We start from the raw sequence: 20,162 nt of genomic DNA, 5'->3' as shown, positions 1-20,162 counted from the left end.
CCTGTGGAACCGAAGAGAGTGCAGAACCCATGACCAACCTGACACAGCCCGCGGTGCTCAAGAGCGCCGAGGAGATCGCCACCCTCGAAACCGTCCGCGCCTTCCTCTACAAGGAGGCCCGCCTGCTGGACGACCGCCAGTTCGACGAGTGGCTTCAGTGCTACCACCCGGACTCCGAGTTCTGGATGCCCGCATGGGACGTCGATGACAGGCTGACCGAGGACCCGCAGAACGAGATCTCCCTCATCTACTACGACAACCGCGGAGGCATCGAGGACCGCGTCTTCCGGATCAAGACGGACCGTTCCTCAGCCACCTCCCTCCCGGAGCCCCGCACGGGCCACAACATCACCGACGTCGAAATCATGGAGCGCGACGGCGACCAGGTGAAGGTGCGCTTCAACTGGTTCACGCTGTACTTCCGGTACAACACCACGGACACGTACTTCGGGACCAGCTTCTACACGGTCGACCTCAGCGGCGCCGAGCCGGTCATCCTGAAGAAGAAGGTTGTCCTCAAGAACGACTACATCCACCACGTGGTGGACGTCTACATGATCTGACGGCACCCTGCCGGTGCCCGGCCTCTGTCCGGCATAGGACTTTGTCCGGCACCGGCCTTGGCCGTTTCACAACCCGTGCCCGGAGGGCACATCCGCACTACCCGGGTCGCGTCGATGCGCCCCCAGCCAGGAGGAAACCATGGGCCATAAAGTAGCCCTCAGCTTCGAGGACGGCGTCACCAAGGTCATCAAGGTCGGCGACTACGAGACCGTGATGGACGCCGCGTACAAGGCGCGCATCAACATCCCGTCGGACTGCCGGGACGGCGCATGCGGCACCTGCAAGGCCTTCTGCGATTCCGGGTCCTTCGATCCGGGCGACTACATTGACGACGCGATGACGGAAGCGGAGCTCGAAAAGGGCTATCTGCTGACCTGCCAGGCGGTACCGGAATCGGACCTGGCCATTCAGATCCCTGCCACCTCGGAATCCGCGAAGACCTCGGCCACCACCTTCACCTCCACCGTGAAGGAGCTCAACAGGCACTCGGAAACGACAGTGTCCTTCGGCCTGGACGTCGAAAACCGGGACGCACTGGCCTTCCTGCCCGGGCAGTACGTCAACATCAAGGTCCCCGGAACGGACGCCGAGCGCTCCTATTCATTCAGCAGCGGCCCCGAGGTGAAGGACGCATCGTTCATGGTTCGCGTGACACCACAAGGTGCAATGTCCGAATACCTGCGCGACCGGGCCGCGGTGGGCGACACCATCGAGTTCACCGGGCCGTACGGGTCGTTCTTCCTGCGCGAGCCCAAGCGGCCCCTCCTGCTCCTGGCGGGCGGTACGGGCCTGGCGCCGCTCCTGTCCATCCTCGAAAAGCTTTCCGAGAACCCGCCGGCCACCCCCGTCCACCTCATCTACGGTTTGACCCGGGAGGCGGACATCGTCGGCCTGGACTGGCTGCGCGAATATGAAGCCAAACTGCCCGACTTCACGTGGGACTACATTGCCTCCGAACCGGGCACGTCTGCTCCCCATACCGGCTACGTCACCCAGATCATCGAGCCTAAGCACCTGAACGACGGCGACGTCGACATCTACCTGTGCGGTCCGCCCCCCATGGTCAACGCCGTGTCCAAGTGGCTGGATTCTGAAGGCATCCAGCCCGCCAACTTCTACTTCGAGCGTTTTGCTCCGAAGGAAACCACCGGTGGTGACGCCGAAACAGGGGCGCCGGCACCCGCGGAGAAGATCGCCGCGGAAGGCGACACGATGAGCCGGAGCGAAGCCGTCTCCTCCCTGGAGACCGGCCGGCTCGACTTCCGCAAGGAGGACAGCTTCGCCCAGCTGGACGCCCGCATGGGCCTGGAACTCGCCGTGAGCGAGCTGATGCTCGGCCGACTCAGCGATGAACAGCTGCAGCAGTTCCGGCGGCTCGCCGAAGCCACCACCTGCTCGGTCTCCGCCGGCACCATCCAAGAACCCGACGAGTTCGCCCGCACCAACGAGGAGTTCCACGAATACCTCTTTGTGGTCTGCAACAACCCCATGCTGCTCGAGTCCTACCGCCGGCTCGACGTCCACGCCCAGATGGCTGCGGCCTTCGAGGCGGGAACCCCCATCTTTGAGCGGGTCACCCAGGACCATCTTGACGTGGTGGAGGCGTTTGAGCGCCAGGACAAAGCACGGGTGCGGGAAGTCATCATGGCCCACGCACAGGACGCCAAGGAAACCATGGCGGGCGCGATCGACGCCAAGGCGGCCCACTGATGACGCAGCCGTACGCCGGGACGTTCGTCACCCCCGGCAGGTACGCCGGCAAAGTGGCCGTGGTGACCGGTTCCGCCCAGGGCATTGGCCGGAAGGTGGCCGAGCGCATCGGAGCCGAGGGCGGCGCCGTCGTCCTTGTAGACCGGGCGGAGCTGGTCCATGAGGTGGCGCGGGGGATCCAGGAAACCGCGGATGCTTCGGGTTCAGGAGGCTCGGCCACCGCGGTGACCGCAGACCTGGAGACCTTCGCAGGAGCGCAGCAGGCCGTGGCGGCGGCGCTCGCCGCCCACGGTCGGGTGGACGTCCTCGTCAACAACGTCGGCGGCACCATCTGGGCCCGCCCGTATGAAGAGTATGACGAGGACAAAATCGAGAAGGAGATCCGCCGCTCGCTCTTCCCCACCCTTTGGTCCTGCCGCGCCGTGCTGCCGGCCATGCTGGAACAGGGCTCGGGCACCATCGTCAACGTTTCCTCGGTGGCCACCCGCGGCATGCACCGTGTTCCGTACGCGGCAGCGAAGGGCGGGGTCAACGCCCTGACCCAGTCGCTGGCGATGGAGGTGGGCGGCCGCGGCATCCGTGTGGTGGCGGCAGCCCCCGGCGGCACCGAGGCGCCGCCCCGCCAGGTCAAGCGCGGTCCCGAAGCCGAATCCGCCACGGAAAAGGCCTGGTACCAGGTGATCGTTGACCAGACCGTGGACTCATCCTTCCTGAAGCGCTACGGGACGTTGGACGAACAGGCCGCACCCATCGTGTTCCTCGCATCGGACGAAGCGTCCTACGTCACGGGCAGCATCCTTCCGGTCGCCGGCGGGGACCTGGGCTGAGGACACCGTGACGGATGGCCGCCGCCCCGTCCGCCGGGTGCGGGAGGGCGGCTCCGGTAGAGTTGCGGCCATGACGGCGGCCTCCCTACACGGTGAAACGGCGGAGGATTTACCGCTGGTTGGCCGCTTGCGCGTCTATGAAGAGCTGCTGGAGATTTTCCGGACCGTCCGCAAAGGCAAGGTGGGTGCCGTGGTGCTTTCGGGCCCGTCCGGGTCCGGGAAAACCGCGGTGCTGGAGTACTTTCTTGAGCACTGCCGCACAGGCGCCCGCGGTGTCCGGGTGCTGTCCGCCATGGGCGATGAGTGGGAGGCGCAGTTTCCCCTCGCCGGCTACTCGCAGCTCATGCTCACCTCGCCGCTGCGTTCGGCAAAGGATTACGACGGCGGACCGTCCCTGCCTGCCTTCGCGGCCCTCACCCCCGCCCAGGTGGTCAATTATGCTTCCACCCTCAGCACCCACCTGGAAGGGCTGCAGTCCCATGGCAGCGTGGTTGTCGCCGTGGACGACGTCCACAAACTCGACGTCGAGAGCCTGCGCATCCTCACTTTCGTCATGCGCCGGCTGCACGGAAAACGGATTCTGTTCCTGCTTACCTTCAACCCTGATGACGCTTTTCGCGTGCCCACCGGCGCGCTGGACTTCCTGACCGGTCACCAGGTGGCCACCATCCCGCTGGATCCCCTCACCCCCCGGCAGGTGCAGGACCTCGCAAGGAGGATGCTCGGCGTCGACCTGAGCGCGACGGCGGCCCACGGCCTGGTGCGCCACACCGGCGGGCTTGCGCAACCGATCGTGGAGCTGCTCCATGAGCTGCCGGCGGAAACCTGGCAGTCGTGGTTCCCTTCCCTCCCCCCGACGTCCCGCGTGCGCGCCCGGGTGCAGAGCGCCCTGGCCGCAGCGTCCCCGGACCTGGTTGCTGTCGCGGAGGCCGCGTCAGTGCTCGGAAACGCCGCCGGCATGGCAGAAGTGTCCCGGGTCAGCGGGGTGGGAGCAGTCATGGACGCCCTCGATGAGGGACACCGTGCCGGGCTTCTGGGGTTGGCCGTTGACCAGGCCCGTTCCGCCGTCGTCTTCCCTGAACCGGGCACCGCGGAGGCCATCTACGAACGGATGGTTCCCAGCCGGCGCATTGCGCTTCACCGGGTGGCGGCTGAGGCGGTGCAGGCCGAGGGCGAACGGCTGGGGCACCGCGTCGCGGCCACACCCGGCGCGGACGAACCCCTGGCGGAGGAGCTGGAGGAATTCGCCCGGCGCCAGGCCCGGGTGGGAGCGTGGCAGGACGCCTCCACGGCGTTGTTCTCCGCGTCCCGGCTCTCCCTGGACATCCGTTCCCGGAATGACAGGCTCCTGAGGGCGGTGGATGCACTGGTGGGTTCCGGCAACATTGCCCAGGCCCAGATGTGGACGGCGGCAGTGGACGCCCTGCCGCCGTCGCCGCTGCGCTCCTCCGTCCTGGGCTACCTCTCCACCGCGTCGGGACAGAACGACAGTGCGCAGACGCAGTTGGAGATGGCCTGGCGCACCTCCAACCCGCAGCATGATCCGTCTGCCGCCGCGCAGGTTGCGCAGCGCTTCGTCCTGCACGGGGTGGCGTCCTGGGACGGCCCGATGATTACCACCTGGGCGGAACGGGCCATGGAACTTACGCAGCCTGGATCCCCGGCCCACATTGAATCGGAGGCCATTTACGGACTGGGCCTGTACGCGCAGGGCCGTGTTTCGGAGGCTGAGGCCTCCTACCACCGTGCCTTCGAACACGCGGCCGAGAACGCCCAGAAGCAACGGGTCCAGATGGGGGCCGGCTGGCTGGCGCTGCGCCTGGACAACGTTGAGACGGCGCTGGTGAACTTCGAGTCCGCGGCCCCCACTGAATACCGGGGTGGTTCAATGCGGATTTCCCTGTGGGCGGAGGCATGGCTGGCACGCACGCACCTGGTGCTCGGCAATTGGGATGCGGCGGCTGCCACCGTGGCGCGCGCCTCCGTGCGCCTTGAGACCTCGCGCATGCCGCTGATCCGGCCGCTGCTGTACTGGACTGCGGCGGAGCTGTGGTCCATGCGCGGAGACTGGGAGCGGGCCCGGTACTACGTTTCGCAGGCCGCCGTGCAGCCCGGGACATACCGGGCCATGCAGGTGCCGGCAAGCCTCGCCCGGGCCCGCTTCCATGAGGCGAGGGCGGACTACGAAGGTGCATTGGCTGTCCTGCAGCCGCTCACGGAGCTGGACCCGTGGACAGAGCACCGGGTGTCCTTTTGGCCCTGGCAGGACACCTACGTCAACGCCCTTGTGATGACGGACCAGCTCGACGCCGCCGACTCGTTCCTCACGGCGTTCGAGCGGGTGCCGCGCGAGCGGGAAATCCCGTCGGACATGGCGCGGATTGCGTGGGCGAGGGGCCGGCTCGTGGCGGCGCAGGGAGACCCGGACACCGCCAGGGAACATTTTGAGGCGGCCCTGGGCCACCTTAGGGGGCTCAACCGGCCGTATCTGCGGGCCCGGGTGAGTTTTGCCTTCGGGCAGAGCATGCGCCGGGCGGGCAAGCGGCGCCTGGCCTCGACCGTACTGCGCGCCGCCCGCGACTTATACGACTCCCTGGGCGCGGCCACCTACGTGGAACGGTGCGACCGTGAGCTTAAGGCAACAGGGCTCGACGTCGGAAACGTCCCGGATCCTGCCGACCCCGTGCTGACCGCCGTTAGCAACCACCACCTCCAGCTCACAGCGCAGGAACGGGCGGTTGCCGAGTTGGTGGCGGGCGGCGCCACCAACAAGGAAGCGGCCCGTGCGCTGTTCCTGGCGGAGAAGACCGTGCAGTACCACCTGACCCGGCTTTACCGGAAGATGGGGATCCGCTCCCGCAGTGAGCTCGCGGCCGCGTTCCGGGCCAAGGACTGACCCGAAACGCCGCTGCTGGCCGCTCGTGGGCGTATATTTACGTGGCGCCGGCGCCTATTTGACGTCCGAAGGGTGTTTGGCCAGCGGCACCACCGAGATGTCCATGTAGGGGAACAGCGGCAGGTTCTGCAGGATCTCATGCAGTTCGTCGTTCGAGTCGACGTCGAAGATCGAGTAGTTGGCGTATTCGCCCACGACCCGCCAGATTTCCGGCCACTTGCCGGAGCGTTGCAGCTCCTGGGAGTAGGCCTTCTCCGTGGCTTTGATCTCGGCGGCTTGATCGGCCGGAAGGTCGGCGGGCAGGTTGACGTCCATGTGGACCAGGTACTTCATGAGGTGTCCCTTCGGTAGGAGTGGTTGTTTAGCGGTCTGTGCGGTAGAGGGAGAGCTTGTCCTCGTCAACGGCGGTGCCCACGCCGGGGCCCTCCGGAACGTGGATGCGTCCGCCGGTGATGGCCAGCGGCTCAGCCAGCAGGTCGTCGGCCATGTCCAGGTAGTTGGAAAGTTCCGCTGCGCGTTTGGCCGTGTGGGCGAACGCGGCGCCGAAGGTCACCGAGGCGGCCGTGCCCACCTGGGTGTCGATCTGGTTGCCGATGTAGACGTCGATGCCCATGCCCTCGGCCATTCCGACGATCTTGGCCGCCTCGGTGAATCCGGACCGTGCGGTCTTCACTGCCAGGAGGTTGGCGCCGCCGGTGAGGATTTCCCGGGCGGCCTCACCGAGATTGGGAGCGGATTCGTCTGCCGCGATGGGGATGGGGGAGTTCTCCACCAGGCGGCGGCGGCCCAGGACTTCGCGGGCGTCGTCGGGTTCTTCAAGGAACTGCAGGCCCAGGTCCGCCGTGCGGCGCAGCACCTCGGCTGCCTCGTTGGCTGACCAGCCGCGGTTGGCGTCCATGTAGAGCTCGGCATCCTCACCCAGGCCCTCCCGCAATACCCGGGCGGCCTCGATGTCGAGGTGGAGCGGGCGGCGGCCGGTTTTGAGCTTGAACGTGTTGATGCCGTAGGTCTCGCGGAACTCCAAGGCCAAGCCGAGCAACTCCTGGGCCGGTTTGAAGCCGAGCATGTGGGAGACACGGAGCGAGTCGGTGTACCCGCCCAGCAGTTTGGTCACCGGCTGGCCGAGGGTCTTGCCGATGACATCCCAGAGGGCGATGTCCACAGCCCCCTTCGCAGTCTGGTTGTGCACCGTCCGGTACAGGATCGACTGGACCTTCTCCCGGTCAAAAATGTCGACGCCGATCAGCTGCGGAGCGAAGATGTCCGCCACCACCGCCACGATGGACTTCTGCGTCTCGCCGTACGTGTAGGGGCGCGGCGGGGTGTCGGCGATGCCCACCACACCTTCATCGGTGCGAAGCCTGATGAGCACGTGGTCTGCCTCGTGCACGGAACCCGACGCGAAGTGCAGGGGGTGAAGGTACGGGATTGAGTAGGGAATCGCCTCTATGGCTGCGATCTTCATGCGGGGGAAGGCCTTTCATCAGGGTTGGACGGCGCAGGGCCGGGCGCAGTGCCGGGAGCAGGGGCAGCCGCCCCGGCGTCCGCGGTGGCGGTCACCACGACCTCCAGGAAGTTGTGCAGCAGCGCAGAGTGATGCCCCCGCAGCCAGGCGACAGCGAGCTCCACTTCGGGGACGTTTTCGATCTCCCGGTAGGCCACGCCTTCAAGCTGGAAGGCCTGCACGCTGGACGGCATGATGGCCACCCCGCCGCCCGCGGCGACGAACGCCAGCATCGTTGACGTCTCCCCGACCATCTGCGTGATGCGCGGCTGGAAACCGGCCTGGCGGCACAGGTCTGCTGTGGTGCGGTAAAGCACGGACTCGGGGCCGTAAGCGATGAAGTCCTGGTCCTGCAGTTCGTGCATGGCCACCGGCCGGTCCACGGCCAGGGCGCTGAAGGACGGAAGCGCGACGACGAGCGGCTCGCGGGTCACTGTCCGGTAGTCGATATCCTGCGAGGCTACCGGGGGCCGCAGCAACGCGGCGTCCAGCGTGCCGTCCCGCAGGCCGGCTTCCATTGACGGCGTGAGCATTTCGCCGTGCAGCGCCAGGGACAGGCCCGGCAGGACCTGTTTGGCCAGGCGGGCGATCCGGGGCATAACGCCGTAGGTTGCCGATCCCGAGAAGCCCACCCGCAGGACCCCGGTTGCGCCGCGGCCCACCTGGTAGACATCAGCCTGAAGGGTGGCGACCTCGTTGACGATCTGCCGTCCGCGGTCCAGCAGGAGCTGACCCGCCGCGGTGAGGTCCACCCTGCGGGTGGTCCGGTTGAGGAGCTTGACTCCGAGCAGCTCCTCCAACTGGCGGATCTGCTGCGAGAGGGGCGGCTGCGCCATGTGCAGGCGCTTGGCGGCCCGGCCGAAGTGCCGCTCCTCGGCAACGGCGATGAAATAGTTCAGTTGGCGGATGTCCAAGGTGGTCCCGTCCTTCCGCTAACCGTCCCCGTTCCGTTGCAGGGGCTCATGATTGATTCAAAGAATAACCATAATAAGCCCTACTAGGATATTTTGGCGGCTTAATATTGCCGAGGCGGGGTGGGGCGGGGCGCCGCCGCTCCCGCCCCGGGCCCCCGCCCGGTGCCTGCCCCGGGTTCACGGGCGGGCAGGCGGTGGATTACCTGAGCTGCCCTGCGGGAACGCTGTCTTCTGCCCGGCCTTCGACGATTTCCTCGACCGTGTGCCCGGCCTCCTCCAGCTTGCGCTGCCGCGGCACCAGCACGGTGACCACGGCGCCAACCAGAGCGACTGCCCCGTAGAGGTAGAAGGCGGTTGATCCGCCGATGCCCGCGGCGGCCAGCCAGCCACCGATGATCGGACCGAGGACCCCGCCCAGCCGTCCCACGCTTGCGCACCAGGCCACGCCCGCGGCCCGGGCGTTGGTGGTGAAGTAGTTGGACTGGAACCCGTAGACCAGCACCTGGGTGCCCAGCGTGCCAATGCCGGCGAGGGCGATGAAGGCAAAAAGCAGCGGCAGGGGAAAGCTGAATGTCATCAAAGCCAGCGATATGGTGGCCAGCGCGAAGGTGGCTGCGATGACCCGTTGCGGGCCGCTCTTGTCCGCAAGCCGGGACGCGAGCAGTCCGCCTGCCACAGCGCCGAGGTTCAGTGCCAGCGGGAAGAACAGGGAGTAGGTCCGCCCGTAGCCGTAGCCCTCCATGATTTTGGGCAGCCACGTGTTCAACCCGTAGGTCAGCAGCAGGCCGCAGAAGGACATCAGGCCCAGAAGAATCGCTGCCCCGGCGAACTGGCGGGAAAACACGGCCGCGAAGCCTGACTTCTGCGGCGCTGCTCCGGCCTGCAGGATGATCTGCTCCTCGATGAGCGGGACGCCGGTGCGTTGTGCGGCGGCGAGGGCCTCCTGTTCGCGGCCCCGGGACAGCAGCCAGCGCGGTGATTCAGGGAGCTTGCGCCACGCAATGGGCAGGAGGATGACCAGCGGCAGTGAGCCGATGATGAACAGCCCGCGCCAGCCGATGCTGTCGAGGAAAAGGATGCCCAGGATGGAGGCCAGGACGCCGCCGGCCGGGATGCCCGAATAAACGATGGCGTTGTAGAACTGCCGCTTGCCCGCCGGGGCGAATTCGGCCATGGTGGCACCGGCGCTGGCGATGACGATGCCCAGGCCCAGTCCGGTGGCAAACCGCAGGGCGCCGAAGGCCGGGACGCTGGTGGCAAAGGCCGTGGCGAACATGCCGACGGAGAACCAGGCGATGCCCAGGAGCATCAGCCGGCGCCGGCCAAAGAAGTCACCCACGGCGCCGCAGGCCAGGGAGCCCACCAGCACCCCGATCAGGGCCCAGGAGCCGAGGAGGCCGGCGGTGACCGCATCAAACGCTCCGATCTGGCCCGGGTCCGCGAGCAGTCCCGGCAGGACGGTGCCGTAAATGACGAGATCGTAGCCGTCGAACAAAAGGGCTGCGCAGATGATGAAGGCCACCCAATTGGCGGTGCGCGCCTCCTTCTGGGGATTTTCGGCTATAACGGATTGCGGTTGTGACATGGACCCAAGTCCTCTCTGACTTAAGTGGAGGCGTGCGGCGCCGGAGAATCCGGGCGCCACTCTCCGAGCGTTTTCAGCCTGACAGAGGTGTGACGCGCGACATAGGAGGGAAATGCCCGGCTTTCCGCCCGGGGGGTATTCATATGCTGCTGGTCTCAAAGGGCCGCTTTGGGGAGGTAAATCCGCGGCAGTGCTGTACGTCTCAGTCGAGACGATCTGGATATGGAACAGCGGTGCGGGAACGGTGGTTTGAAGACCGGCCCGTGGGTAGGCTGGCCCAATGATCAACCCTGCACGCCTGTACTCGGACCTGTCCCGCCTCGGCCGGGAAACGGACATGTTCCTGGCCACCGTTGAGTCCCTGGCCGATGACGAGATGGCCGTGCCATCGCTATGCGAGGGGTGGAGCCGGGCCGATGTCATTGCCCACGTCGCATCCAGCGGCCGCGCGCTGGTCAAGCTCATTGACTGGGCAACCTCCGGCGAGGAACGTTCCCTGTACCCCTCACCCGAGGCCCGTTCCCAGGAGATCGCCGCCTTGGCGGCCCTGCCGCGGGAGGAGCTCATTGCGGAGGTGCGGGAGTCTGCCCGGAACTTTGCGGAGCAGGCCCAGCGGCTCAGCGGGGAACTCATGGCGACCGAAGTGCAGGTGGGCGGCAAGACCATCCCTGCGACGTCCATCGTGGCGCTCCGGATTGCCGAGGTGGTGGTGCACCACCACGATCTCGACACCGCCTGGACCATCGAGGAAGCCGACCCGGACTCGCTGCTGAACGCACTCGAAGCCGTGGTGCGGTCCTTGCGTGCCAAGGGCGCTCCCGGCATGACGCTGGTGACGGAAGAGCGTGACGAATGGGTTATCGGCGACGGCGGATTGCGGGTTATGTCCGACCGTGAGGGTCTGCTCCAGTGGCTGGCACGCGGGGACGCCGAACATGTGGAGGTTGACGGGCCGGTGCCGGCCCTACCGGCCTGGTGAGACCGGAGCCGGGAGCTTCTTGACGAATGCAAGGGACCCGATGAGTTCGGGATCCTGCTCCAGATCGAACTGTGCCTCGTAGCCTGCGGCGAGGTACAGGTGCTTGGCTTCGGGCTGGCGCGGACCGGTGGTGAGATAAACACGCCGGTAGCCCCGCCGCGTGGCCAGCGCCTCCAGTTCTGCCAGCACCAGCCGGGCCAGGCCGCGTCGACGGTGCTCCGAATGGGTCCAGATCCGCTTGAACTCCGCCGTGTCCGCGTCGTACCGGCGGAAGGCCCCGCCGGCCACTGACTGGCCGCGCTCCTGGATCACCAGCAGCGCACCGCCCTGCCCCTCGAACTCCGACGCCGGATAGCGGTTGAGTTCCTCGGCGGCGGCACCGCGGCCAAGACGGTCGCCGTAGCGGGTGTCGTACTCCACCGCCAGCTCGTCCAGGAGGGGCCGGACCCGCGGATCATGCATGGGAAGGAGCAGGACCTGCAGGGATGCGGGGTCAAGGGCCGCGGGGTGCAGGGCTGGGGGGTGCAGCGCCGCCGACTTAAGTGCCGCAGGGTCCGGTTCCGCCGAGCTAAGGGCCCGGGGTTCCAGGCCCGCTGCCACTTCCAGGATGGCCCTGGCCAGGGCATCGTTCTCACGGAACGGGGCGGCGTTGGTGTGCGGCCTGGCGAAGGCGCCGGCGCCCCAGCCGGACGTTCCCGGGCCGATGCCGAAGAGCCGCCCGTTCGCCCGGCCGTCCGCGCCCAGGAGCTCATACCGGTCCGAGACGAGCAGCTTTCCGGTCGAATGGATGGCGTCGGCCGTGAGCAGCTGCTGTTCGCTTCCCAGCCCCGAGGAGTGGAGCGAGGCCAGCAACGGGTTGAGCGAGCGGGCCACGGATGGTGCCGGCAACCGCGCTTCAATGAACGCACTGGCCCGGACACTGAACCCGAACTGCGGCGAGCCGGCCACAAACTCCCCGGTGGATTCGTCCGCCGTAACCTCCACGCCCGGCCCCAGGAAGCGCAGCAGTCCGGCGTGATGCAGGGCCAGCATCTCGCGCAGCCGGCGCGGGGGCGGCCCGGAGTCCACGAAGCTGAAGAACCCGTGCCACCAGCCGTGGACCGTCTGCTGGGACCGGGCATTGAGCCGCCCGGCAGGGACCAGCCGGCCAAGATCCATATAAACCTTCAGGAGTGCCACAAAGAGGGCCATCGTCTCGGGGTGGTCCGGACCGTCCCGCAGTTCCAGATCGTGCTCGATGTAGCGTGCCACAGCCGCCTGGACGTCGGCGGAACCCTCGAACCGCTGACCGGCGAACGGCCGGTCCAGGGCTTCCAAGTCCAGTCGCAGGGCAGGGTCGGGGACCGCTGCCGCCACCAGTTCCTCGCGTGCGCCGCTGTACCAGTCCAACCCCGCGAATCCGGCGGAAAATTCGGCCCACCCTGTGCTGACCCGGTCCGGACTGCCGGTGAACAGCTCCCGGTAATAGCCGTACCCGGCTTCCTTGGCGATGAGCGGCCACAAGTGCGCCCGGAAATCGAGTTCGGCGTGCCGTTCCAGCAGCACGTCCACGGCGGCGGCGGTAAAGAAGCGCAGGTCGCCGGGAGCCTCACCGCGTAGCGAGGCGGAAATCTTGGAGTGGTAGGGCACGCCCCGCCGCGATCCCGCCCACAGCCGCGGTTCCCTGCCGGACGCCCGGTACCGGAGGCCGCCGTGGTGCGTTTCCTCGAACCGCCCGCCCCGGCCCTCCATCAGCAGCACCAGCAGGTCAACGAACGCCAGCCCCATCCCGGCAACAATGACGTCCTGGCCGGGGGCGAGGGCTGAATAGTCGACGTCGGTGGTGTAGCCGGGTGCCGCGTGGAACCCGCCGTGCCGGGCGGCAAAGCCGGACCACGCGGCGGACGCGGCGCCCGGCTGCGAGTCCGTGTGCCCCAGCGCGGTTACCACGACGTCGGCGGGCAGCGTCCCGCCGTTTGCCAGCCGCACCAGGTGCTTGCCGGCGTCGTACGTTCCGTCTGTGGGGGCGGCGGGGACTCCGGCGCGCTCCACCGCGATGGCCGTGGTGCGGTGGACGGTGACGCTCCCGCCGAGATTGGTCACGGCGCGGCGGAAGAACCACTCCAGGTATTGGCTTTGGAGCTGCCGTGTGGGGAACGTGGCGCCGGTGAGGGTGCGTAGCTGCTCGCGGAGGGCGGCGGGAAAGTCCGGGACGTCGATGATGGACCCGTCCAGCACGCCCGCCGTCCACTCGGCGAGCCCCGGGCCGTCGACGGCGGGTCCGCTGCAGGCCACGGAGGCATCGGTGAACATGGTGATGTCCGCAGCGGCGGAGTTGAGCATCAGGCCGGGGTGCTGGTGGTACCGCCAGATCCGGCCGGAGCCCGGTTCGAAGGGTTCCACCACGTGGATATCCAGCGGCCCCGCGAAGACCTGGTCCCGGTTTGCCGCCATCCGTTCCAGCACCCCGGCCGTCCGCGGTCCGCCGCCGATGAAGACAACCGAAGGTGTGTGCTCTGGCATGGGGCTCCTGATTCGTGACGCTGGCTGAGTGCCCATGCTAGGCAGCGCGTCCGACGCCGGTCGAGGGCCCGGTCACGCCCGTTAACTCCGCGTCACCGCAGGTCAAACGGCGCAAAGAACCGTCTCATGACGCCTCGCTAAGCCCCGTGAACTAATGCAACCTGGCGCCTTGCCGCCCCTTTCGCGGCCGCCCTAGATTGGCAGCCAACGCACCGGGACAAGCCGTTCCGGAAGCACACTCCGACGCATCAGGAACGAGGTGGCGCATGAGTTCAGCAGGAACCACAGTGGACCGGCCGGCAGATTCAGGATCAGTACAGCCGGCCGGCGGCCCGGCCGCCGGGGCGCGAACCTCAGGGGTCGAAAGAGGCCTCCCGGGAACGCCCGGTCCGGGAGCTTCGGGTCCGGCCGGCCCCGCTGCCGGCGGCCGCGGCCCCGCCACCGACTATTCGGGCTATCCCCTGGTGGCTTCGAAGCATCCCTGGCGCTGGGTGGGGACCGCCGTGGTGGCGCTCGGTGTCCTTGCGGTTGCATGGTCACTGGCCACCAACCCTCGCTGGGAATGGGGTGTGGTGGCGCAGTGGTTCACGGCCCAGTCCGTGGTCAACGGGCTCGTGGAGACGCTGAAGCTGACCGCCATCTCCGGCATCCTGGGGTTTGTCCTGGGGTTCATCCTGGCGCTGATGCGGCTCTCCGCCTCGCCGCTGCTGGTCTCGGTGTCCTGGACCTTCTCCTGGATCTTCCGGTCCACACCGCTGCTGGTCCAGATGCTGCTCTGGTACAACCTGGGCTACCTGTACGAAAAGATCAGCCTGGGCGTCCCGTTCACTGACGTCCGCTTCTTCGAGGTGCAAACCACCACCCTGATCAGCCAGTTCGCGGCAGCAGTGCTGGGGCTGACCCTCAACCAGGCGGCCTACTCGGCGGAGATCATCCGGGGCGGCATCCTGTCCGTGGACCAGGGCCAGCTCGAAGCCGCGGCGGCCCTGGGCATTCCCGCCTGGCGCCGGTCCACCCGGATTGTCCTGCCGCAGGCCATGCGGGCCATCCTGCCCACGGCCTTCAACGAGATCATCGGCCTGGTCAAGGGCACGTCCATTGTGTACGTCCTGGCCTACTCGGAGCTGTTTTACACCGTCCAGGTCATCTACAACCGCACCCAGCAGGTCCTGCCGCTGCTCCTGGTGGCCACGCTTTGGTACGTGGTGATCACATCCGTTCTCAGCGTTTTCCAGTACTACATCGAACGGCACTACTCGAAGGGCGCCCTGCGGAACCTGCCGCTGACACCCCTCCAGAAGGCCCGGAAATTCTTCGCCACGCGCGCCGCGGCACCCGGCCGAGAAAGGGGCACCCGATGACTGACACGCTCGCTGCACCAGCTGCCACCCGAAACGCAGCTGCCACCCGCGGCCTGGTGGAGATCACCAACGTCCACAAATCGTTCGGCGCCACCAAAGTGCTCAAAGGCATCACCCTGACAGTCGAACCCGGGGGAGTGGCCGTGATCGTAGGTCCCTCCGGCTCCGGCAAGTCCACCCTGCTGCGCACCATAAACCACCTCGAAAAAGTGGACGCCGGCCACATCGCCATCGACGGAACACTGGTGGGCTACGAGGTGCGCGGCCGCCGGCTGCACGAGCTGCGCGAGAAGGACATCCTGAAGCAGCGCACCGAAATCGGCATGGTGTTCCAGAACTTCAACCTCTTCCCGCACCTCACCGCCCTGGAAAACGTCACCGAAGCACCGGTGGTGGCCCCCCGAACCGGGAAACCCCGCAGCACCAAGGAGGAAGCCCGGAAACGAGGCCTGGAACTGCTGGACAGGGTAGGCCTCAAGGACCGTGCCGGTGCCTATCCCCGGCAGCTTTCCGGCGGCCAGCAGCAGCGCGTGGCCATTGCCCGAGCACTTGCCCTGGACCCCAAGATCCTGCTGTTCGACGAGCCGACGTCCGCCCTTGACCCCGAGCTGGTCAACGAAGTGCTTGACGTCATCCGCGAACTGGCGAAGTGCGGCACCACCCTGATCATCGTCACGCACGAGATGGGCTTCGCCCGCGACGTGGCGGACACTGTGGTGTTCATGGACGAGGGCCAGATTGTGGAACAGGGCAGCCCCGAACAGATTTTCGCCAACCCACAGGAACCCCGCACCCGGAGCTTCTTCTCCAAAGTGCTTGAACCGGCTTTCAACATCTAAAGGATCCACCATGGCAAACTTCACTGGCCCCACCCGCCGCCCAGGCCGCGTGCGCTCCTTGGCGGCACTCCCCGCCGTCGTCCTTCTTGGCACTGCCGCGCTGGCAGGGTGCGCTGATCCAGGTGCCTCCGCCGCCGGCGCGTCCGGTAGCGCGCAAAGCACGACGGCGGCACGCAACGGCGTGGTGTACAACACCTCGCCGGACCAGCCGCGTATCCGGGCCGCGAAGGACGCGGCGCTCGCCGGCAAAGTCCCGGAGCTGATCGGCAAGGACGGCAAGCTGACAGTGGCCACCACGGCCGGCTCCATCCCGCTGAGCTTCCACGCCACGGACGACAAGACGCCCATCGGCGTTGAACTGGACCTCGCGCAGCTGGTGGCGGACAAGCTGGGGCTGGAGCTGGACGTGCAGGTGACATCCTGGGAGAACTGGCCGCTGAAGACCCAGTCAGGCGACTTCGAGGCTGTGTTCTCCAACGTGGGCGTCAACGCGGACCGCGTGAAGCTGTTCGACTTCGCCACCTACCGGGCCGCCTACATGGGATTCGAAGCCAGGAAGTCCGCCACTTACGACATCAAGGGCGCGGACGACATCTCCGGGCTGAAGGTCTCCGTGGGCTCGGGCACCAACCAGGAAAAGATCCTGCTGGCCTGGAACAAGGAGCTCGAGGGCAAGGGCAAGGCGCCGGCCACCTTGCAGTACTACTCCTCGGACGCGGACACCATCCTGGCGCTCTCCTCCGGCCGGACCGACCTCAACATCGCCCCGTACCCGTCCACCGTGTACCGCGAAAACACCCGCGACGACCTCAAGGTGGTGGGCAAGGTCAACGCCGGCTGGCCCTCCGAAACGCTCGTGGCCGCCACCACCCTCCGCGGCAACGGCCTCGCGCCCGTGCTCACCGGCGCCCTGAACTCCGCCATCAAGGACGGGTCCTACGCCAAGGTCCTGGACCGCTGGGGCCTGTCGGAGGAAGCCCTGCCGGAGTCGAAGACCATCACCGCCGAAAACTTTGGAGCTGCGAAATGACCAAGTTCACCGAGACCGCCCTTGAAACCTTCGACGCCGACTGGCAGGACTGGCACGCCGCGCACGAGCGCAACCGGGCCCACCCGCACGGCTTCCTCGCGGTGACCCACCTGCACTGGCTGGGCAACGAAGCCACCCCGCTGGACGGCGCCCCGGGCACCTGGAGCGTGGAGAACGACGTCGTCCGCGTCACCCTCCAGCCGGGCGAGAGCCTGCAGCGGGACGGCCAGGAACTGAACTCCGCATCAGGCACCACGCTCCAGTTTGGCCCCCTCGAGGAGCGCGGCGGCATCAACCTGGCATCAGGCGACACGGTGATCGAGGTGGCTAAGCGCGGCGGCGAGTACATTGTCCGCCCGCGCAACCCGGCCAACCCGCTGCTGCAGGACTACCAGGGGACGCCCGCCTACACACCCAACGCCGCCTTCGCCGTCGCCGGAACGTTCGTGCCGTTCGACGAGCCGCGGACCACCACGGTGGGTGCCGCCGTCGAAGGCATCCAGCACGTCTATGAATCGCCCGGCGAGATCCGGTTCAAGCTGGCCGGCCAGGAGCTTGCGCTGACCGCGTTCAACGGCCACGCGCCGGGTTCGCTGTCCGTGCTCTTCACGGACCAGACTTCAGGGGCCACCACCTACGAGGCAAACCGCTCGCTCTCGGTGGTGCCGGCCCCTGACGGTTCCGTGCACCTGGATTTCAACCGGGCCGTGAACCTGCCCTGCGCCTACACGGACCTGGCCACCTGCCCGCTGCCGCCGGCCGAAAACCGGCTGCCCGTGGCCATCGAGGCCGGCGAGAAGATTCCCTACGAACGACAGGACCGCGCATGAGCACCCCCACTGCACGCCCAGCCGGGTTCCTTGCCATCGAGCTCGACGGCGCAGGCTGGGCCGGCGCGGACCTCGCGGCCGCTGTCCTGGCCGCCGAGTCCGCGGGATTCCACGCCGCCACGTTCAACGATGCGCCCGCTCCGGGCCGGTCGAACGCGCTGCAGCGGGCGGCGCTCGCCGGACCCGTTTCCCGGACCATCGCGCTGGTGCCCGAGGTGGACACTGTTTATACGGAGCCGTTCCACGTTTCCACCCAGCTGGCCAGCCTCGACTACATCTCCGGCGGCCGCGCGGGGTGGATCGCCACCGCAGCGGAGTCGCCCGACGCAGCTGCCGCCGTCGGCCGTTCGTCCGTGACCGGAGCAGCGCTGGGGGAGGAAGCCGCCGCCTCCATCGAGGTGTCCCGGCGGCTGTGGGACTCCTGGGAGGACGACGCCGTGATCCGCGACGTCGCCACCGGCCGGTACATCGATGTGGACAAATTGCACTACGCCGATTTTGAAACGCCGGCGGACTTCACCGGCCCCGCCTACTCGGTCAAGGGCCCGTCCATCATCCCGAGGCCCCTGCAGGGGCAGCTGCCCGTGCTGGTTCCTTCCCCTTTGCTCGGGGGCGGCCAGGTTTCGCCGGACTCAGTGGACGGCGTGCTGGTGTCCGCGCCGACGCCGGAACTGCTCGCCGGCGAAGTCCGCAACATCCGTGCCCGGGTGGGTGCTTCTGTTGCCGTGATTGCAGAGCTCGACGTCGCTCTCGACTCACGCGGGCAGGCCGCGGCAGAGCGCGTGGCTGGGTTGGCTCCTGCCGACGGTGGCCGGGCGGCTTTTGCAGGTTCTGCCGCCGGCCTCACCGACTTCCTCGAGCAGCTGCTGGCAGAGGCCGACGGCGTCCGTCTCCACCCGGCGTCGCTCGCCCTTGACCTCGGGGAACTCGCGCGGCTGGTCCTGCCCGAACTTCGCCGCAGGGGCGTACTCCGCCCCGTGGCGCAGGACGGCACCTTCCGGGAACTGCTGGGCCTCGGCCGCCCCGCCAGCCGCTATGCCGCCATCCCAACAGCCGATACCTCACCCGCCGCCGAAAGTAGGAACGCACCATGACACAGCATAACCGTGCTAAATCCGACGCCTTCACGCCGGATGGGTTCACGCCTTCAGGGCAGATCCAGTTCGGCATCTTCTTCCAGGGCGTGAACTCCGGCACCATCTGGAAGGCCGAGGAATCCGGCTCGCAGACCGACTTCGAGTCCTTCCGCCGCATCGCCCAAACCGCAGAGCGCGGGTTGTTCGCGGCCTTCTTCTTAGGCGAGGGGCTGCGCCTGCGCGAGCACCTGGGGCGGCCGCATGCGCTGGACGTGGTGGGCCGGCCGGACGCGCAGACCATGCTGGCGGCCCTGGCTTCGGTCACGAAGAACATCGGCCTCGTGGCTACCCAGAACACTACTTACAACGACCCCGCGGACCTGGCGCACCGGCTGGCCTCGCTTGACCTGATCTCCGGCGGCCGTGCCGCGTGGAACATCGTGACCACGGACAACGCCTGGACCGGCGCCAACTTCCGCCGCGGCGCCTACCTGGACCACGCGGACCGGTACAAGCACGCCGAGGCATTCGTGGAGACGGCCAAGCGCATCTGGGATTCCTGGGAAACCCCGGACGGCCCCGCCCGCCGGGTGCTGCACGAAGGCCAGCACTACACGGTGGACGTGACCCCGCGGCTGCCGCGCAGCGCCCAGTACCGGCCGGTGCTCTTCCAGGCCGGCGACTCCCCGGAGGGCCGGGACTTCGCAGCACGCCAGGCTGACGTGATCTTCTCGGCCCACCCCAAGTTCGAGGCGGCCGTGGAGTTCCGCAAGGATCTCGTGGCGCGCTCCGTGGCCGCAGGCAGGGGCGCCAACGCGGTGCAGATCATGCCGGCCAGCGAATTCATCCTCGCCTCCACGGCGAAGGAAGCGGCGGCCAAGAAGGAGTGGGTGCGGAGCCTGCAGATCGGCCCACAGCAGGCCGTGGCCTACCTGGAACAGTTCTGGGGCCGCGAGCTCTCCGAGTACGATCCGGACGGCCCACTGCCCGAGATCGACCCCGTGGTCGAGGAGACTTCCGAGACCCGCGGCAGCGGCTTCCATGGAGCCAAAGCCCGGCAGCTCACCGACCAGTGGCGGGCCGAGGCCAAGGACAAGGGCCTCTCCATCCGGCAGTTCGTCACGTCCAAGACCGCCCGCATCGATTCCACCTTCACGGGGTCATACTCGGCCGTGGCGGACCAACTCGCGGACTACGCCCGGGTTGGCGCCGTGGACGGTTTCAACATCTCGCCCTGGCTGATCCCCACCGGCCTGGACGACATCGTGAACCACCTGGTGCCGGAACTCCAGGCTCGGGGCGTCTACCCCACTGAATATGCCGGCACCACGCTGCGCGAGAACCTCGGCCTCGAAACGCCGGTCCGCACCGCGGACCAGACGGCGGAGACGGTGCGCGCCTGATGCGCGGTCCGGGCGCCAGCGGAAGGGACGACGACGGCGGCGAGGAGAGCGCCGCCGTCGAACCTTCCCCTGAGGGTGCTGCTGCCTGCGGCACCGTCAGGCTGCAGCTGACGGTGTGGGAACAGGCAATTTAGCGCAGCGG

The 20,162-nt window shown here is 67.6% G+C and carries 17 protein-coding genes and 1 pseudogene; 12 read left to right on the top strand and 6 right to left on the bottom strand.

The window, feature by feature from the left end:
• The first annotated feature begins 29 nt into the window (after positions 1-29).
• The 4 genes from benB (at position 30) to NQJ30_RS05535 (ending at position 5,997) form a co-directional block, all read left to right on the top strand.
• Complete coding sequence (gene benB / locus NQJ30_RS05550; protein WP_255768754.1) at positions 30-563, top strand: benzoate 1,2-dioxygenase small subunit; 534 nt, start codon at positions 30-32, stop codon at positions 561-563.
• Between the two features lie 139 nt (positions 564-702).
• Entirely contained in the window at positions 703-2,274 is a 1,572-nt protein-coding gene (gene benC, locus NQJ30_RS05545; protein ID WP_255768753.1) for a benzoate 1,2-dioxygenase electron transfer component BenC, read from the top strand.
• The gene (locus tag NQJ30_RS05540) at positions 2,274-3,101 is read left to right on the top strand and encodes a 1,6-dihydroxycyclohexa-2,4-diene-1-carboxylate dehydrogenase (RefSeq protein ID WP_255768751.1); all 828 of its coding nucleotides are present in this window, start codon (positions 2,274-2,276) and stop codon (positions 3,099-3,101) included. Before benC ends, NQJ30_RS05540 begins: the two co-directional genes overlap by 1 nt.
• 70 nt (positions 3,102-3,171) lie before the next feature.
• On the top strand, positions 3,172-5,997 hold the full coding sequence (locus tag NQJ30_RS05535; protein WP_255768750.1) for an ATP-binding protein: 2,826 nt from the start codon (positions 3,172-3,174) through the stop codon (positions 5,995-5,997).
• Between the two features lie 54 nt (positions 5,998-6,051).
• Here the strand turns inward: NQJ30_RS05535 and catC are convergent, their stop codons facing one another.
• The 4 genes from catC to NQJ30_RS05515 all read right to left on the bottom strand — a co-directional run bounded on the left by catC (position 6,052) and on the right by NQJ30_RS05515 (position 10,000).
• Positions 6,052-6,330, bottom strand: coding sequence for a muconolactone Delta-isomerase (catC, locus tag NQJ30_RS05530; RefSeq protein ID WP_255768749.1), 279 nt, complete (start codon positions 6,328-6,330; stop codon positions 6,052-6,054).
• Between the two features lie 28 nt (positions 6,331-6,358).
• On the bottom strand, positions 6,359-7,462 hold the full coding sequence (locus tag NQJ30_RS05525; protein ID WP_255768748.1) for a mandelate racemase/muconate lactonizing enzyme family protein: 1,104 nt from the start codon (positions 7,460-7,462) through the stop codon (positions 6,359-6,361).
• On the bottom strand, positions 7,459-8,415 hold the full coding sequence (locus NQJ30_RS05520) for a LysR family transcriptional regulator (RefSeq protein ID WP_255768747.1): 957 nt from the start codon (positions 8,413-8,415) through the stop codon (positions 7,459-7,461). The genes NQJ30_RS05525 and NQJ30_RS05520 overlap by 4 nt, the downstream gene beginning before the upstream one ends.
• A gap of 199 nt (positions 8,416-8,614) precedes the next feature.
• Positions 8,615-10,000 (bottom strand): MFS transporter, encoded by a 1,386-nt coding sequence (locus NQJ30_RS05515; RefSeq protein ID WP_255768746.1) that lies wholly within the window; start codon positions 9,998-10,000, stop codon positions 8,615-8,617.
• Positions 10,001-10,280: 280 nt separating this feature from the next.
• Here NQJ30_RS05515 and NQJ30_RS05510 point away from each other — a divergent pair, with 280 nt between their 5' ends.
• The gene (locus NQJ30_RS05510) at positions 10,281-10,979 is read left to right on the top strand and encodes a maleylpyruvate isomerase family mycothiol-dependent enzyme (RefSeq protein ID WP_255768745.1); all 699 of its coding nucleotides are present in this window, start codon (positions 10,281-10,283) and stop codon (positions 10,977-10,979) included.
• Here NQJ30_RS05510 and NQJ30_RS05505 read toward each other — a convergent pair.
• Entirely contained in the window at positions 10,965-11,441 is a 477-nt protein-coding gene (locus NQJ30_RS05505) for a GNAT family N-acetyltransferase (protein WP_255768776.1), read from the bottom strand. The genes NQJ30_RS05510 and NQJ30_RS05505 overlap by 15 nt on opposite strands.
• Before the next feature lie 84 nt (positions 11,442-11,525).
• Positions 11,526-13,481 (bottom strand): annotated as a pseudogene (locus NQJ30_RS05500) (FAD/NAD(P)-binding protein); the annotation flags it as partial.
• A gap of 266 nt (positions 13,482-13,747) precedes the next feature.
• Here NQJ30_RS05500 and NQJ30_RS05495 point away from each other — a divergent pair.
• The 7 genes from NQJ30_RS05495 to NQJ30_RS05465 are packed head-to-tail and all read left to right on the top strand — an operon-like array spanning position 13,748 to position 20,154.
• Complete coding sequence (locus tag NQJ30_RS05495) at positions 13,748-14,842, top strand: amino acid ABC transporter permease (RefSeq protein WP_255768744.1); 1,095 nt, start codon at positions 13,748-13,750, stop codon at positions 14,840-14,842.
• Positions 14,839-15,681 carry an amino acid ABC transporter ATP-binding protein gene (locus NQJ30_RS05490; RefSeq protein ID WP_304663843.1) on the top strand — a complete coding sequence of 281 codons (843 nt, stop codon included), beginning with the start codon at positions 14,839-14,841 and terminating at the stop codon, positions 15,679-15,681. The genes NQJ30_RS05495 and NQJ30_RS05490 overlap by 4 nt, the downstream gene beginning before the upstream one ends.
• A 10-nt stretch (positions 15,682-15,691) precedes the next feature.
• Positions 15,692-16,711, top strand: a complete 1,020-nt coding sequence (locus tag NQJ30_RS05485) for a transporter substrate-binding domain-containing protein (RefSeq protein WP_255768743.1) — start codon at positions 15,692-15,694, stop codon at positions 16,709-16,711.
• Complete coding sequence (locus tag NQJ30_RS05480) at positions 16,708-17,541, top strand: DUF1684 domain-containing protein (RefSeq protein WP_255768742.1); 834 nt, start codon at positions 16,708-16,710, stop codon at positions 17,539-17,541. The genes NQJ30_RS05485 and NQJ30_RS05480 overlap by 4 nt, the downstream gene beginning before the upstream one ends.
• Positions 17,538-18,635, top strand: a complete 1,098-nt coding sequence (locus tag NQJ30_RS05475; RefSeq protein ID WP_255768741.1) for an LLM class flavin-dependent oxidoreductase — start codon at positions 17,538-17,540, stop codon at positions 18,633-18,635. The genes NQJ30_RS05480 and NQJ30_RS05475 overlap by 4 nt, the downstream gene beginning before the upstream one ends.
• Positions 18,632-20,020 carry an NtaA/DmoA family FMN-dependent monooxygenase gene (locus NQJ30_RS05470; RefSeq protein WP_255768740.1) on the top strand — a complete coding sequence of 463 codons (1,389 nt, stop codon included), beginning with the start codon at positions 18,632-18,634 and terminating at the stop codon, positions 20,018-20,020. The genes NQJ30_RS05475 and NQJ30_RS05470 overlap by 4 nt, the downstream gene beginning before the upstream one ends.
• The gene (locus NQJ30_RS05465; RefSeq protein ID WP_255768739.1) at positions 20,020-20,154 is read left to right on the top strand and encodes a hypothetical protein; all 135 of its coding nucleotides are present in this window, start codon (positions 20,020-20,022) and stop codon (positions 20,152-20,154) included. Before NQJ30_RS05470 ends, NQJ30_RS05465 begins: the two co-directional genes overlap by 1 nt.
• The last annotated feature ends 8 nt before the right edge of the window (positions 20,155-20,162 follow it).

It is taken from the genome of Pseudarthrobacter sulfonivorans, assembly GCF_024391045.1.
Lineage (GTDB): Bacteria > Actinomycetota > Actinomycetes > Actinomycetales > Micrococcaceae > Arthrobacter > Arthrobacter sulfonivorans_B.
The sequence above is the reverse complement of the archived record's forward strand: the minus strand, read 5'-3'. Positions and strand labels throughout refer to the sequence as shown.

Coding starts and splice junctions, on each gene's coding strand:
- benB (WP_255768754.1), top strand. CDS start 30: ATGACCAACCTGACACAGCCCGCGGTGCTCAAGAGCGCCGAGGAGATC.
- benC (WP_255768753.1), top strand. CDS start 703: ATGGGCCATAAAGTAGCCCTCAGCTTCGAGGACGGCGTCACCAAGGTC.
- NQJ30_RS05540 (WP_255768751.1), top strand. CDS start 2,274: ATGACGCAGCCGTACGCCGGGACGTTCGTCACCCCCGGCAGGTACGCC.
- NQJ30_RS05535 (WP_255768750.1), top strand. CDS start 3,172: ATGACGGCGGCCTCCCTACACGGTGAAACGGCGGAGGATTTACCGCTG.
- catC (WP_255768749.1), bottom strand. CDS start 6,330: ATGAAGTACCTGGTCCACATGGACGTCAACCTGCCCGCCGACCTTCCG.
- NQJ30_RS05525 (WP_255768748.1), bottom strand. CDS start 7,462: ATGAAGATCGCAGCCATAGAGGCGATTCCCTACTCAATCCCGTACCTT.
- NQJ30_RS05515 (WP_255768746.1), bottom strand. CDS start 10,000: ATGTCACAACCGCAATCCGTTATAGCCGAAAATCCCCAGAAGGAGGCG.
- NQJ30_RS05510 (WP_255768745.1), top strand. CDS start 10,281: ATGATCAACCCTGCACGCCTGTACTCGGACCTGTCCCGCCTCGGCCGG.
- NQJ30_RS05505 (WP_255768776.1), bottom strand. CDS start 11,441: ATGCATGATCCGCGGGTCCGGCCCCTCCTGGACGAGCTGGCGGTGGAG.
- NQJ30_RS05495 (WP_255768744.1), top strand. CDS start 13,748: ATGAGTTCAGCAGGAACCACAGTGGACCGGCCGGCAGATTCAGGATCA.
- NQJ30_RS05490 (WP_304663843.1), top strand. CDS start 14,839: ATGACTGACACGCTCGCTGCACCAGCTGCCACCCGAAACGCAGCTGCC.
- NQJ30_RS05485 (WP_255768743.1), top strand. CDS start 15,692: ATGGCAAACTTCACTGGCCCCACCCGCCGCCCAGGCCGCGTGCGCTCC.
- NQJ30_RS05480 (WP_255768742.1), top strand. CDS start 16,708: ATGACCAAGTTCACCGAGACCGCCCTTGAAACCTTCGACGCCGACTGG.
- NQJ30_RS05475 (WP_255768741.1), top strand. CDS start 17,538: ATGAGCACCCCCACTGCACGCCCAGCCGGGTTCCTTGCCATCGAGCTC.
- NQJ30_RS05470 (WP_255768740.1), top strand. CDS start 18,632: ATGACACAGCATAACCGTGCTAAATCCGACGCCTTCACGCCGGATGGG.
- NQJ30_RS05465 (WP_255768739.1), top strand. CDS start 20,020: ATGCGCGGTCCGGGCGCCAGCGGAAGGGACGACGACGGCGGCGAGGAG.